This window comes from Flavobacterium fluviale (assembly GCF_003312915.1).
Taxonomy (GTDB): Bacteria; Bacteroidota; Bacteroidia; order Flavobacteriales; family Flavobacteriaceae; genus Flavobacterium; species Flavobacterium fluviale.
The window spans coordinates 3,431,393-3,445,763 of record NZ_CP030261.1 but is presented as its reverse complement, the minus strand read 5'-3'; the positions used below and the strand labels follow the sequence as shown (position 1 = coordinate 3,445,763).

Annotated in this window: 16 protein-coding genes; 5 read left to right on the top strand and 11 right to left on the bottom strand. The window is 33.4% G+C overall.

Annotated features, from left to right (window positions below; translation table 11 throughout):
- Positions 1-177 precede the first annotated feature (177 nt).
- The 8 genes from HYN86_RS15100 to HYN86_RS15065 all read right to left on the bottom strand — a co-directional run bounded on the left by HYN86_RS15100 (position 178) and on the right by HYN86_RS15065 (position 5,848).
- Positions 178-546: a hypothetical protein gene (locus tag HYN86_RS15100; protein ID WP_230406373.1), complete on the bottom strand. Its 369-nt coding sequence runs from the start codon at positions 544-546 to the stop codon at positions 178-180.
- A gap of 148 nt (positions 547-694) precedes the next feature.
- Positions 695-1,627, bottom strand: coding sequence for a transglutaminase (locus HYN86_RS15095; RefSeq protein WP_113678788.1), 933 nt, complete (start codon positions 1,625-1,627; stop codon positions 695-697).
- A gap of 19 nt (positions 1,628-1,646) precedes the next feature.
- Positions 1,647-2,498 (bottom strand): substrate-binding domain-containing protein, encoded by an 852-nt coding sequence (locus HYN86_RS15090; protein ID WP_113678787.1) that lies wholly within the window; start codon positions 2,496-2,498, stop codon positions 1,647-1,649.
- 58 nt (positions 2,499-2,556) lie between these two features.
- The gene (locus tag HYN86_RS15085; protein WP_113678786.1) at positions 2,557-3,030 is read right to left on the bottom strand and encodes a DUF4265 domain-containing protein; all 474 of its coding nucleotides are present in this window, start codon (positions 3,028-3,030) and stop codon (positions 2,557-2,559) included.
- Positions 3,030-3,422, bottom strand: a complete 393-nt coding sequence (locus HYN86_RS15080; protein WP_113678785.1) for a VOC family protein — start codon at positions 3,420-3,422, stop codon at positions 3,030-3,032. Before HYN86_RS15080 ends, HYN86_RS15085 begins: the two co-directional genes overlap by 1 nt.
- Positions 3,423-3,473: 51 nt before the next feature.
- Positions 3,474-4,343, bottom strand: a complete 870-nt coding sequence (locus tag HYN86_RS15075) for a nucleoside phosphorylase (protein WP_113678784.1) — start codon at positions 4,341-4,343, stop codon at positions 3,474-3,476.
- 111 nt (positions 4,344-4,454) lie between these two features.
- Positions 4,455-4,787 carry a translation initiation factor gene (locus tag HYN86_RS15070; protein ID WP_057117964.1) on the bottom strand — a complete coding sequence of 111 codons (333 nt, stop codon included), beginning with the start codon at positions 4,785-4,787 and terminating at the stop codon, positions 4,455-4,457.
- Between the two features lie 110 nt (positions 4,788-4,897).
- On the bottom strand, positions 4,898-5,848 hold the full coding sequence (locus HYN86_RS15065) for an isopenicillin N synthase family dioxygenase (RefSeq protein ID WP_113678783.1): 951 nt from the start codon (positions 5,846-5,848) through the stop codon (positions 4,898-4,900).
- A gap of 188 nt (positions 5,849-6,036) precedes the next feature.
- On the opposite strand from HYN86_RS15065, the gene HYN86_RS15060 reads away from it, so the two are divergent.
- Positions 6,037-8,013 (top strand): alpha-ketoacid dehydrogenase subunit alpha/beta, encoded by a 1,977-nt coding sequence (locus tag HYN86_RS15060; protein ID WP_113678782.1) that lies wholly within the window; start codon positions 6,037-6,039, stop codon positions 8,011-8,013.
- 60 nt (positions 8,014-8,073) lie between these two features.
- On the opposite strand, the gene HYN86_RS15055 is transcribed toward HYN86_RS15060, so the two are convergent.
- Positions 8,074-8,475 carry a glyoxalase gene (locus tag HYN86_RS15055; protein ID WP_113678781.1) on the bottom strand — a complete coding sequence of 134 codons (402 nt, stop codon included), beginning with the start codon at positions 8,473-8,475 and terminating at the stop codon, positions 8,074-8,076.
- Positions 8,476-8,545: 70 nt separating this feature from the next.
- Here HYN86_RS15055 and HYN86_RS15050 point away from each other — a divergent pair, with 70 nt between their 5' ends.
- Positions 8,546-8,962, top strand: coding sequence for a hypothetical protein (locus HYN86_RS15050; protein WP_113678780.1), 417 nt, complete (start codon positions 8,546-8,548; stop codon positions 8,960-8,962).
- A gap of 78 nt (positions 8,963-9,040) precedes the next feature.
- Here HYN86_RS15050 and HYN86_RS15045 read toward each other — a convergent pair whose 3' ends face one another.
- Complete coding sequence (locus HYN86_RS15045) at positions 9,041-10,297, bottom strand: mechanosensitive ion channel family protein (protein ID WP_113678779.1); 1,257 nt, start codon at positions 10,295-10,297, stop codon at positions 9,041-9,043.
- Positions 10,290-10,574, bottom strand: a complete 285-nt coding sequence (locus HYN86_RS15040) for a DUF3817 domain-containing protein (protein ID WP_113678778.1) — start codon at positions 10,572-10,574, stop codon at positions 10,290-10,292. The genes HYN86_RS15045 and HYN86_RS15040 overlap by 8 nt, the downstream gene beginning before the upstream one ends.
- 103 nt (positions 10,575-10,677) lie before the next feature.
- On the opposite strand from HYN86_RS15040, the gene HYN86_RS15035 reads away from it, so the two are divergent.
- The 3 genes from HYN86_RS15035 (at position 10,678) to HYN86_RS15025 (ending at position 14,370) form a co-directional block, all read left to right on the top strand.
- Complete coding sequence (locus tag HYN86_RS15035) at positions 10,678-11,211, top strand: DUF6155 family protein (RefSeq protein WP_113678777.1); 534 nt, start codon at positions 10,678-10,680, stop codon at positions 11,209-11,211.
- Between the two features lie 109 nt (positions 11,212-11,320).
- Positions 11,321-12,859 carry a DEAD/DEAH box helicase gene (locus tag HYN86_RS15030; protein WP_113678776.1) on the top strand — a complete coding sequence of 513 codons (1,539 nt, stop codon included), beginning with the start codon at positions 11,321-11,323 and terminating at the stop codon, positions 12,857-12,859.
- A gap of 176 nt (positions 12,860-13,035) precedes the next feature.
- Positions 13,036-14,370: a DEAD/DEAH box helicase gene (locus HYN86_RS15025; RefSeq protein ID WP_113678775.1), complete on the top strand. Its 1,335-nt coding sequence runs from the start codon at positions 13,036-13,038 to the stop codon at positions 14,368-14,370.
- Position 14,371 lies beyond the last annotated feature (1 nt).

The window sequence follows — 14,371 nt, the reverse complement described above, 5'->3', positions numbered from 1 at the left end:
ATCAAGTACCACAGAGACTGCAGTTACTCACTAAATTTTCCGAAAGAAATTATTTTTCACATATCATTATATTTATTGAAAGTGGTACAAAGATATTTATTTTAGTTTAAAAATAAAAAAACCATTCTTTACGTTTAAAGAATGGCTTATATCTAGGTTTTAAAACTTTTAAGTTTACTAAATTTTGTCGAGTGTAATTTTAGCCTCTTTGGCATCTAAAATTAATTTATCCTCTGTAATGGTACTTACACAAGGATAAGGAGTACCAACTTCATCTTTAATAACAAGACTTGTACCTTTTTTGGTTAAGGCATAAGTTCCGTCTGTTATTTCTCGAAGTAAATATCCTGTAACGTGTCCATCTTCTGTAAAAGTAAGTGTTCCGTTAGTTAAAATTGCATTTTTGGTAGAATCGGTCATAGGGATTTTTGCCTCTACAGCACTTACTTTCCATGAATTCACCAGTTTATCTCTTTTATTATGACATGAAACCATTAATACAACAGAAATTGCAATTACGAGGGTAAATAATTTAGAGTTTTTCATAATTATGAGGTTAAAAGTTAAACAGGAAAAAGTTACAAAAAAAAACAACATTAAATTATTAGTAATCAAATATTTATAAATATTTTTTTTCACTAATAAAAAAATGATTTTTTACACTGTTGCAGAAACGAAGGAAAAAAATGCAGTTTTAGTTAAGAGTCAGTGCTCCTAAAATTTCTTCGTACATAAACGGACCTCCGGGATAAGTTGCCGTATAGTCAAGGTTCATCCAGACTTGACCGCGTTCGTCTATGTGATAATGCAGCTTTTTGCCATAGCTTTCTTTAGTAAAAAGTACATTTTTAATTAAGTAGTTAACTTTTTCCAAATCAATTGTTGAACCAATTAAAATCTCTGGATAAATATGTCCCTTGGTATGTATAAGTCTCGGAGTTCCGCCAATAGATCGAATAGCAGCCGCCATTAAAATAGAATGATCATCGCAGTCGCCAGAGAAATAATCTAAAGATTCGCTGGCGGTTGCAATATAATCACCTTCTTTGGGATCGTTAACATAGTTCCATCGGCCGTTTATTTCTTTAAAAACAGCAAAACATTGAATAATTGTACGATAATCTGAATAACCTCTAATTCCTTTAAAATGCTTCGTTGTTGCCATAATAGCAAAATTTCGCACTCTCGGATTTTGATATTCTATTGCATTGATAATTTTTGTTTTGTTTGGAAAAGGTAGCAGTTTTGCCACAATGATATCCTGTGGGTAAGGATTATCAGACATGGTGTAAATCATTGAATTATAATCTTCTGAGATTTCACTGAAACCATAATTTCCAATTACAGTTCCATAAAACAGCATCAGTAAATAAACTGCAATGCACAAAATAATTATTGTTCTGAGATACATCAGCAGAAAAAATATGGCTGCGAAAACAAAAATAAAGATAAATACACGGTCTAGATTGAATGACCATTCTAAATCGATTAAATTTTGATGCAGTATGATGAAAATCGGAATCGTAATTAAAAGACTCAATAGCGAAATAATAATCCTGTCCCAGGGTGATTTCACCTGTAACTTGGATTTTAACTGCGGAAAGTCGATTTTAGGGAATTTCATCATACGAATCAAAAAAGCAGTATTACAGTGCTTTTACGGTTTCTACAAAAATACTTTTTTTATCAATAATTCCCAGATCAAATAACTGATTTTGAATTTTATTAAAAGACTTTTCTGTTAAGTTTTTTTGTGACCACTGTGTTAGTTTCAGCCACTCTTTAATATCCTCAGCTTTTTGGTTAAAAAGTTTAGATAATTTCTCGTCTATTTCGGGAATTTCTTTAAAATCAACAGTTGTTCTATTGATGATTTCAAGAATTTTTTCCACTATTTTAGGATTCTTTTTTAAGAATTCATCGCGTACCGCAATAATAAATGAAGGCCAAGGAGTAGGGCAGTCGTCAATACGTCTAAAAATACCTTGGTCTACAAGAGGTTTTGTCATAAAACGCTCCCACATAAAGTAATCTGCTTTTTTGCTGGTTAAAGCATCAACAGCACCGTCAATAGTGTTTACAATTTCAAATTCCAAATCATCTGCCTGCCAGCCTTGCTCATTTGCATTTACATAGGCCATTAACTGCGATCCAGAACCAATTCTAGAAATGGCCGCTTTTTTGTTTTTAAGATCTTTAAGGGTTTGAAAATCAGATTTGGCATCAACGTGAATTCCCCAGATTAAAGGTGACTGCACATAAACCTGAATAATTTTACTCGGATTTCCAGCTGCAATATCTTTTAGAATTCCTTCGGTCAAAATAACAGCTAAATCTGTTTCTCCATCACGGAGCATTTGACACATTTTCCCAGTTCCTTCGGGAACATTGGTCCATTGTAAATCGATGTTCTCTTCTTCAAATTCGCCATTTTCTATGCATAGATGCCATGGCAAATTGAAGTGTTCCGGAACACCCGCAATTTTGACAGTTTTCATTTATTTTAAGTTTAAGTTAAGTTAAGTTGCTTGGTATGCGTAATCTTAAGTTTGTTTTTTAGTTTTTTAATAAATCTGCTCTGTGTTTTTCTGAAAGACAAGGTTCTGCATATTCGATAATTTCTTTTGACTCGTAATCAGTCAAAAGGCTTCTTACCAATGTATAATCTACATCTTTCGCAATTTCTGCTGCAAAAAAAGTTTCGTTCAATCCTTCCGACAAACAATTTATTGCCTTTAATTTTTCGCGGATGATTTCTTTATCAAAACCTTTTTCTAAAATAGCGATCTGTACAATCGAGTTTCCTGAGTTTTGTATTGTTTTTCTATGCATGAAACGTTCTTCGGTTTCATCAAACTCTGCATAAAATATATCATCTGTTGCAATTAATGGTCCAAAAAAAGGAATATTATCCAATTTAAAAAGACCTTTTTCCAGATCAATGATTTCTGCCCACATGGTTTCAGAAACTACTTCGTCCAGATAATCGCTGTAATATTTAAATAGTATTTTTTTATGAGTTTCTGACATTATTCTATTTCGTTTATTATGGCTTTTAATGAGGATACCACTATGCGATAACCATCTGGATCCTGAATCATTTTTCCATTTTCATTCCAATACGGATTAAGCGCTTGTATCACTTCGATATTGCTGCGTGTAAGGCTATGTATTAACTCGTTATAATTTGACATTGTTTTAGGATAAAGTACAATAATATCATCTTCATCAAAAGTATGCTTGGCTTCTAATTCAGATTTTGTAAATTCAAAATGCCAGTCTAAACCTGGTTTTCCTATAAAAATTCCATCATAATTATTATGTTTTTCAAAACCGCCTAACCGTTCGAAACCAAGAATATTGACATAAAAATCTTCGATCTTTTCTAGATTATTGGTGTGTCTTGCCACTCTCAAAAACATAATTCAGGATTTTTATAATTATCTCATTTCCTAATTTAACGAATTATCCAATTAGTTACCAGCGAGCTTATTCAATGTATAACCAATTAATTCATCTACAGCTTTATATGGATCTTCACTAAAAGTTCCCGAAGCACGATTGGCGATAATAGCATTAAGCGACAAAGCATTGTGCCCAAGAAGCGCAGAAAGTCCGTAGATTGCTGCTGTTTCCATCTCTAAATTAGTGATTTTAGTTTCATTAAAACTAAAATTATCCATTTTATTATTTAATTCTTCGTCTTGAATATTTAATCGTAAAACTCGTCCCTGCGGACCGTAAAATCCTCCTGCAGTTGCTGTAATTCCTTTAAATATTCTATTAGATTCTATTAATTTTTCTAATTTTTCAGAACAATTTGTTACATACGGTTTTCCTTTTCTAGGATCCCAATTGGTATGTTTTACGAAAGCATCTTCTATTTCGGTAATCGACACGTCGTCAATTAAATAGGAGCGGAGCATATTATCTAAACCTAATCCAAATTTTGACATTACAAAGCTGTCTACAGGAATATCTGCCTGAAGAGAACCAGAAGTTCCGATTCTGATAATATTTAGTGAAGTTAACGTTTCTTTTGGCTCACGCGTCTTTAAATCGATATTAACTAGGGCATCTAGTTCATTTAAGACGATATCGATATTATCTGGACCAATACCGGTAGAAATTACAGAGATTCTTTTTCCTTTGTAAATTCCAGTTTGGGTTTTAAATTCTCTTTTTTGAGTGGAATATTCGATTGAATCGAAAAACTGAGTGATTTTTTCAACTCTATTTTGGTCACCGACAAAAATAATGTCGTGTGCAATATGTTCAGGACGAAGGTTTAAATGATAAACACTTCCGTCTGGATTTAGTATTAATTCTGATGATTGGATCATTTTTTTTTAAGTTGCTAAGGTTCTGAGGTACTAAGTTTTTTTTTGTTTCAAGTTTCAAGTTTCAGGTTTCAGGTTGCCTTGAAGAACTTGGAACCTGAAACTTGAAACTTTTTAGCCACCTACACGTTTGGTTTTAAATCCTTTTTCTTTTAAGATTGCCATAATTTTATCACGGTAATCGCCTTGAATAATAATGGAATCATCTTTAAAAGTTCCGCCAACGCTTAATTTGGTTTTGATTTCTTTGGCTAAGATTTTAAAATCTTCGTCAGAGCCTTCATAACCTTCAATAATGGTTGTTGGTTTTCCTTTTCTTTTTTCAAACTTACAGATCATAGGTTCTTTTTGAACATAGAGAACGTGTTCTTGTTCTTCAACTTGCTCTGGTTCATTTGATTCTACATGATCTGGAAATAAATTCTTTAATTGATCTTTAAAGTCCATAAGTTTTTTATTCTAAAAATAAATCTCAATAAATATAGTTCATAAAAATTAAATTCCAAACTCCAACAGAAGATTGGAATTTGGAATTTTATATTGGAATTTATTTAAGTTTATTTTTTAATTAAACCTAACTCTACTAAACGTTCGTGTAAAAACTCTCCCGCAGAAATATCTTCAAATTTCTTTGGGTTTTCTTCATCAATACAGTTTTCAAGACAATCTAAACGCATATCGCTTACAGGATGCATAAAGAACGGAATTGAATAACGTGAAGTTCCCCATAATTCTCTCGGCGGATTTACCACTTGGTGAATTGTAGATTTTAATTTATTGTTTGTGTGTCTTGACAACATATCACCAACATTAATTACCAATTCGTCATCCTCAGCAATTGCATCAATCCATTCACCGTTATGATTTTGAACTTGTAATCCTTTACCTTGAGCTCCCATTAATAGAGTAATAAGATTGATATCACCGTGAGCCGCTGCACGAATAGCGTTTTCTGGCTCAGATGTAATTGGAGGGTAGTGGATTGGTCTTAAAATTGAGTTTCCTTCTTTTGCATAGTTATCAAAATAGAATTCGTCAAGACCTAAATGCAAAGCCAAAGCTCTTAAAACATAAACACCTGTCTTTTCTAATTTTTGATACGCTTCTTTACCAACCGCGTTAAATCGAGGTAATTCAGTAACTTCAACATTATCTGGATATTCCGAAGCCCATCTTGAATCTGCGTCAACGTATTGACCAAAATGCCAAAATTCTTTTAAATCTCCTTCTTTGCGGCCTTTAGCATGTTCTTTTCCAAAAGAAACATAACCTCTTTGTCCGCCGATTCCAGGAATTTCATATTTATGCTTAGTTTCTATTGGCAAGGCGAAAAAGTTTCTAATTTCACCATAAAGTTCGTTCACCAATTGATCATCAAGAAAATGACCTTTTAAGGCTACGAAGCCAATGTTTTCAAATGCACTGCCGATTTCATTTACAAATTTTTGTTTACGTTTCGGGTCGTCCGAAAGGAAATCACGTAAGTCTACACTAGGAATGTTTTGCATACTTTACATTTTATATTTAAGAACAAAAGGTGTCATAAGCACCTTTCGCTAACAAAGGTATAGAATATTTTAGAAAATAATCTTAAGCTCAGACATTAAAAGCAGATTCCTGATTAAAAAAATATTTCAGAATTGAATAAAATTAACGCAAATTGTTATATTTGAAACACCTAAAAACAAAAAATTAGATGATTTTTTACCGACAAAACCTTACTGACGCTCAATTATTAGACCTCTATAAAAAAATATTAAAACCCCGACTAATCGAAGAAAAGATGCTGATCTTGATTCGTCAGGGAAAAGTTTCTAAATGGTTCTCCGGAATCGGGCAAGAAGCTATTGCTGTTGGTGTTACGGCTGTTTTAGATCAGTCAGAATATATACTTCCAATGCACCGAAATTTAGGTGTTTTTACCACAAGAGAAATTCCGCTTCATCGTTTATTTTCGCAATGGCAGGGAAAAGCAAACGGTTTTACAAAAGGCCGTGATAGAAGTTTTCACTTTGGAACACAGGAATATAATATTATTGGAATGATTTCGCATCTCGGCCCGCAGTTAGGAATTGCTGACGGAATCGCTTTAGCGGATAAACTTCAAAACAATAAAAAAATTACAGCCGTTTTTACAGGCGAAGGCGCAACAAGTGAGGGAGATTTTCATGAGGCTTTGAATATTGCTGCCGTTTGGAAGCTTCCAGTAATGTTTATAATTGAAAATAACGGCTACGGACTTTCAACGCCGACCAATGAACAATATGCCTGCGAAAACCTTGCTGACAAAGGAATTGGCTACGGAATCGAAAGCTGGATTATTGACGGAAATAATATTGTTGAAGTTTATAACAAATTGTCTCAGCTTAAAAAAGAAATGCAGGAAAATCCGCGTCCGGTTTTATTAGAATTTAAAACTTTCAGGATGCGCGGACACGAGGAGGCGAGTGGTACAAAATATGTTCCTCAGGAATTAATGGATCAATGGGAACAAAGAGATCCAGTTACCAATTACAGAAAATATTTGACTGAAAATGGTATTCTAACTTCAGAATTAGACGAGCAATTTCACGCCGAAATCAAGCAAGAAATTGACGAGAATTGGGCAATGGCAAATGCTGAACCTGAAATCGAAGCAACTTACAGCGGAGAATTAGATGATGTTTATAAACCTTATCAATTTGAAGAAGTTAGCACAGAAGCAGAAAACGAAAATATTCGTTTTATTGACGCCATTCGAAACGGATTAAACGAATCTATGCAGCGTCATAGAAATCTGGTTATTATGGGGCAGGATATTGCAGAATATGGCGGTGCTTTTAAAATAACAGACGGCTTTGTGGAGTTTTTTGGAAAAGACCGCGTTCGTAATACACCAATCTGCGAAAGCGCGGTTGTGTCTACAGCAATGGGGTTATCAATCAATAATTATAAAGCGATTGTAGAAATGCAGTTTGCCGATTTTGTTTCGACAGGGTTTAATCCGATTGTGAATTTATTGGCAAAATCACATTACCGCTGGGGCGAAAAAGCAGATGTTGTTGTTCGTATGCCTTGCGGAGGCGGAACTCAGGCAGGACCTTTCCATTCGCAGACCAATGAAGCGTGGTTTACCAAAACTCCTGGTTTAAAGGTAGTTTATCCAGCATTTCCATACGATGCAAAAGGACTTTTAAACACAGCTATTAATGATCCGAATCCAGTATTGTTTTTTGAACATAAATTATTGTACCGAAGTATTTATCAAGATGTTCCTAAAGATTACTACACGATTCCGTTTGGAAAAGCAGCTGTATTAAAAGAAGGAAATGCAGTTACGATAATTACTTTTGGTGCACCAGTACACTGGGCTTTAGAAACTTTAGCACAAAACCCAGAAATTGATGCCGATTTAATTGATTTAAGAACTTTACAGCCTTTAGACACCGAAACAATTTTTGCATCAGTAAAAAAGACAGGAAAAGCGATAATTTACCAAGAAGACACTATGTTTGGTGGAATTGCAAGTGATATCTCTGCTTTGATTATGGAAAATTGTTTCGAATATCTGGATGCTCCCGTAAAAAGAGTTGCCAGTTTAGATTCTCCAATTCCTTTTACAAAAGCTCTTGAAGATCAGTTTTTGCCGAGAAATCGTTTTGAAGAAGTTTTGCTTGAGCTTTTGAGATATTAATAAAGTGAGACACTAAGATTCTGAGTTAAAAAAACTTAGAATCTTAGACTCTTAGTACCTTTATTTAGCTTCCACCTCAAACAACTGCACTTGATTTTTCAAACGATCTATCAACAAATTCATCATTCGTTTGTTTAAACTTGAAGAGTTCTGAATATAAGTATCATACTCTTGAATGGTAAAAAGCGCCATTACAATCCCTTTTAAAGAATTTCTGAACTTAATATCTTTTTGAATCGAATTTTCAATTGTCTGCAGTTTCCTTTCAACAGAATACGAATAAAAATCGGGTTTGTTTTTATTTACATAATTTATAAAAACCGCTACAAATAAGTCGTTTTGAAGCTTTAAAATAGGTCGAATGGTTTGATTTTGAAAGATCTCATCTGGAGAAGATTGAGCACTTATAGTTCCTAAAGTTTCGCCTCTGAATTCTTTTAAAAAAGTGTCTCTATCTGCCATGTTTTTTCTTTAAAGTTAAATAAATAATCCCACAGTAAAAACCTATTTTTGTTTTTTATAAAATAAAAATATGCGATTATTTATATTTCTCAGCCTACTTGTAATTTCCTGTAATTCAAAAGAAGATAAAGACAAATACAATCAGGTCATTTATCGTGCTGTAAACAATAAAGATACTGCGGTTTTAGATATTCATATGAACGACAAACGTTTTTATGGCCAATATGAAATTTCTCGTTACGGATATGGAAAAGATTCTGGAGATGTAAGAGGCGATCTGAAAGGAGATACCCTCCGCGGCGATTATCATTACATTTCTTTTGGCGGAAGCTGGAAAAGAGTTCCGCTGGCACTTTTAAAGAAGGATAACAAACTTTACTTAGGGAAAGGTGTTATCGGAACCTACTTCAATCTTCCCTGTTTTGTACCCGAAGTTCCGATTGAGTACAATAATGCCGAGTTTATTTTTGAGAGAATAGAGGAGTAGGGGATTTGTTTCAGGTTTCAGGTTTCAGGTTTCAGGTTCTTTGCGATAACTTGAAACCTGAAACTTGAAACAAAAAAACTATTCTAATTTTCCAATCTGAGAAGGAAGTTCAAATATTTCCAAATCAAAATAACCTACAGAAGCCATAACGTGGTCGAAAATATCTGACATAATATATTCGTAGTTTGCCCAGCGTTTATCACTTGAAAAAACATAAATTTCCAATGGAACTCCCTGCGCGGTTGACTGAAGCTGTCTGCACATAATATGCATGTTTTTATTCAATCCTGGATGATCCATCAAATATTGCATGATGTATTTTCGGAACAAACCTAAATTGGTCATATTACGTCCATTTAGCGAAAGCGTTTTGTCAACACCTCTCAAATCGTTGTATTTTTCAATCTCGGCTTGCCTGCTGTCAATATAAGCTGTTACAAGCTGAATCTTCCGCATTTGCTGTAAATCTTCGTCATTTAGAAAACGAATCTTACTGCTTTTTATTAAAACATGTCTTTTAATACGTCTTCCTTCAGATTTCTGCATACCGCGCCAGTTCTGAAAAGAATCTGAACTTAAGGCATAAGTCGGAATTGTGGTAATGGTATTATCGAAGTTTCGAACTTTAACCGTTGTTAAATTGATTTCGATAACATCTCCATCGGCACCAAATTTATCCATTGTAATCCAGTCGCCAATACGAACCATATCGTTGATTGCAACCTGAACACTGGAAACAAATCCAAGAATGGTATCTCTGAAAATCAAGATAATAATTGCCGAAAGCGTTCCCAGAATGGTTAAAAGTTCCCCTTTTTTGATTCCGAATAAAGTTGAAATAATAAGTGCAACTCCAAAAATCCAAAGGACAATCATAATTACCTGAACGAAACTATCGATCGGTTTGTCGCTGTATTCTGGCTTTTGCTTTAAATAATCTCGTAAGCTGTTAAAAACGGTTCTAACGATCCATAAGCCAAGTAAGACGATATAAATACCAACTATTTTCCCGAACAATAATTCCCAATAATCGTACTTGTCTAAAATAATTGGAACTGCTTTATAAATAAAGAAAAACGGAATTAAATAAGCGGTATATCTAGTGGTTTTGTTTTGGATTAAATAGTCGTCAAATTTTGTTTTAGTACGCTGTGCAAAAACTGCAGTCAGGGTCACTAAAATAAATTTGGCAGCATAGTAAATAACGTATGCCAATGCTATTAAAATAACAATATTAAAGATCAAACTGATATAAGACGCAAAGTTGCGGCTCATTCCCCAATCTCTAAAAACAGGATATAAAAAATTGAATACTTTATCCAAAAGCTTATGCATTTTCTAGGTATTTTTTCTCAACGTAGAAAGTTCCAAATGGAATAAGAGATGCAATAAGGATGATTCCGAAAGTTTTTAAATCCCAATTTTGAGATTTTTTCAATAAAAAAGCCAAAATAATATATCCGATAAATAAAACACCATGTGTCATTCCTAACGGACGTAATAAGGTATGATAAAGTTCAGGATTATTCGTTTTGATAATAAGCATATTAGCGAATAAAACTAAATAAGAAATTCCTTCCAGGATGGCTGTAACTTTAAAAATCTTGAGCATTGATACTATTTTTTAAATTATAGCAGCAAAATTAAGTATTATGGTTGGTTTTTAAGTTATGTATCAAGAAAGTAATTTACTTTTGTATTCTTAAACTTTGATAATGAGCAAACGCGATTTAAAAAAATATTTATCCGAATTAAATAAGGAACAGCTGGAAGAACAATTGATCGAATTGTATGAAAAATTCAGTCCCGTAAAAGTATATTATGACTTTGTTTTTAATCCGAAAGAAGACAAATTACTGCAGGATGCCAAAGTTAAAATCTCGCACGAATATTTTCCGATTAAAAAACCAGGTGCCAAATGGCGTCCGAGAGCCAAAATGCGTAGATCTGTTGCTCAAAAGCTTATCAAACATTTTATTATGCTTGGCGTTGATGCGTTCGTTATTGCAGATATAATGTTGTACAATATTGAAATTGCACAGACATATTCTTCTCAAAATTTGATAAAACAAGAATTATTTTACAAAAGTATTTTTAATTCTTTTGAGCAGGCTGTCAATTTTATTGTTTCAAATGGCATTTTTAACGAATATAAATTGCGAATTAATGCAATTCAGCAAGAAACTTTAGACCAAAAATGGAAAAATAAGTACGATTTTGAAGCCATTTTGGAGAAAATCGACTATTAAATGCCTCTCTCATAAAAAATCTTAGTTTAAAAAAAACATTTATTTTAGGTTAAAATAAGATGAATAACTGTTTTTTCGGTGTATTTTTGCAAAAATCCAAAAATAAACAATGTCTCAAAACACTTTAGAAATAGAAAGAGAAGAGAAAAAAGAACTGTATGCATATCAAAAAGGGGATATTGATGCCATTTTTGACCGTTTAGACAATGCTCCTCCAAAACACCACTTACTGTACCAGCTTCCAACAGGAGGAGGAAAAACAGTAATATTTTCTGAAATCGTTCGCCGCTATTTATCTAATAATGATAAAAAGGTGGTTGTTTTAACGCACCGTATCGAACTTTGTAAACAAACTTCAAAGATGTTGACAGGTTTTGGTGTTACAAATAAAATTATCAATAGTAAGGTAAAAGAACTGCCGGACCAAAATGATTTTTCGTGTTTTGTGGCGATGGTTGAAACTTTAAAAAACCGTATTAATGATGAAAAACTTCATCTGGATAATATTGGTTTGGTTATTATTGATGAGGCACATTACAATTCATTTCGTAAATTATTAAACTCATTTAAAAATGCTTTTATTCTTGGAGTAACAGCAACTCCTTTGAGTTCTAATATTAAATTACCAATGCACCAAAGTTACCACGAGCTTATTGTTGGTGATACAATTGGTTCATTAATTGACAAAGGATTTTTGGCTAGGGCAACTACTTATAGTTATGATGTTGGTTTAACGTCATTAAAAGTAGGTATCAATGGTGATTATACAGTAAAATCATCTGATGATTTGTATACGAATACTTTGATGCAGGAAAAATTGCTTCATGCGTACACAGAACGTTCTTTAGGCAAGAAAACATTGATTTTCAATAACGGTATTCATACTTCTTTATACGTGTACGAAACATTTAGAGAAGCAGGTTACGATATTAGACACCTTGATAATACAAGTAGTTCTGAAGAACGAAAAGACATTTTGCAATGGTTTAAAAAGACTCCGGATGCGATTTTGACTTCTGTGGGAATTTTGACAACTGGTTTTGATGAGCCGACTGTAGAAACTATTATTTTGAATAGAGCAACAAAATCTCTGACGCTTTATTTTCAGATGATTGGCCGTGGTTCTCGTAAGTTACCTGGAAAAGACGAATTTACAGTTATTGATTTAGGAAATAATGCCGCACGTTTTGGTTTATGGAGTGATCCTGTAAACTGGCAGCACATTTTTAAATCGCCTGAATTTTATTTGGAAAATCTGCGTGACGATCATGAAATTGAGTTATTTTTCAAATACAGTATGCCGCCAGAATTACGAGCTAAATTCAGTAAAACTGCCGATGTTACTTTTGATGTTGATGAAGAACATAAATTAATTATCAAACAAAATCTTCGTTCAAAAGTAGTTTTAGACAAATCACTTGAGCAGCATGCTGGAATGTGTGTAGACAATACAGAAACTTTACAGGAAGCAAAATCATTAGCAAAAGAACTTGATGATGATATCGAAGATCGTATCAAGCGTTATTCTAAATGTTTGAGCCAGTGCAGTAAAAACTACCGCGAATGGCTTGTCGACGATTATAAACAAAGATTAACATTATTGATCGGTAAAAAATATCGTGAGAAAATCATGAACGAGCCGGATTGATAATTTTTAAGTTTTATTTGTTTCAGGTTTCATGTTTCAAGTTATTGAAATCTAAAACATTAATATATTTACAAAAGGAGAAATAGCATTTCAGAGCAAATGTGATTTCTCCTTTACAACTTAATAAGTTTCTGTGTAACTTGAAACATGAAACTTGAAACAAAAACTAAATAACTATGTCTAAACAATTCTCAACATTAGGACTTTCAGCGCCAATTTTAAAAGCTTTAGGCGAATTAAACATTGTTGAACCTACTGAAATTCAACAAAAAACAATTCCGCTTTTATTGTCTGAAATCCATGACGTTGTGGGTTTAGCAAAAACCGGAACAGGAAAAACAGCTGCTTTTGGTTTACCAATATTACAATTGGTCAATTCAGAATCAACTGCGGTTCAAGCTGTGATTTTAGTGCCTACTAGAGAATTGGGACAGCAGATTTTTAGAAACTTAGAAGGTTTTTCAAAATATATTCCTAATATATCTATTGCTTCAATCTGCGGAGGAACTCCGATAAAACCACAAATTGAAAGACTTAAAGAAGGTGCACAAATTGTAGTAGCAACTCCCGGACGTCTAATCGATTTGATTCAGCGTAAAGCAATCGATCTGAAACAGACAGAATATTTAGTTCTAGATGAAGCAGATGAAATGGTGGCTATTCTTAAAGAAAGTCTTGACGAAATTGTCGTTGAGTTACCTAAAAAACATCGCACATTATTATTTTCCGCAACGCTTCCTGGAACAATAAAACAACTGATTCAGAATTATTTGAACAAAAATGTAGTTCAAGTAAGTGCCAATATGGAAACTGTTGGAAACGAAGGAATTGATCACGAATATATTGTGGTTGATCCGATCGAAAAATTGGAAGTTTTAATGCATTTCTTGAATTCAAAAGACGGAGAGCGCGGTATTATTTTCTGCAAAACAAAAGCTGCTGTTAATAAACTGGCTAAAAATTTGGCTATAAATAAGTTCTCATCTGGAGCACTTCATGGAAGTTTGAGCCAGGGAATTCGTGACAGGATTATGGAGCAATTCCGTGAAGGACATATCAATATTTTAGTCGCTACCGATTTGGCTGCGAGAGGAATAGATGTAAAAGAAATTTCTTATGTGGTTAATTACCACCTTCCTGACACATACGAAAACTATGTTCACAGAAGTGGAAGAACCGCAAGGGCAGGAGCAAAGGGACTATCTCTAACAGTTTTGCAGCAAGAAGAAACTGCTGAAATTGCCGATTTTGAAAGAGAATTGGGAATTAAATTTTTAGAATTTAAAAAACCGTCTGCAGCAAGTCTCGAAGAAAATAATATGCTTTTGTGGGCGAAACAAATCTTCAAGACAAAACCAAATCATGAAATTGCGGCTGCATTAAAAACAAAAGTAAAAACGGTTTTTCATCATTTAGCAAAGGAAGAACTAATCGAAAAATTGATGGCGAATTATATTTTGCAGAACAAAATCGATATAGTTGAAAAACCTGTTAAAAAATTCAAAAAGTAAT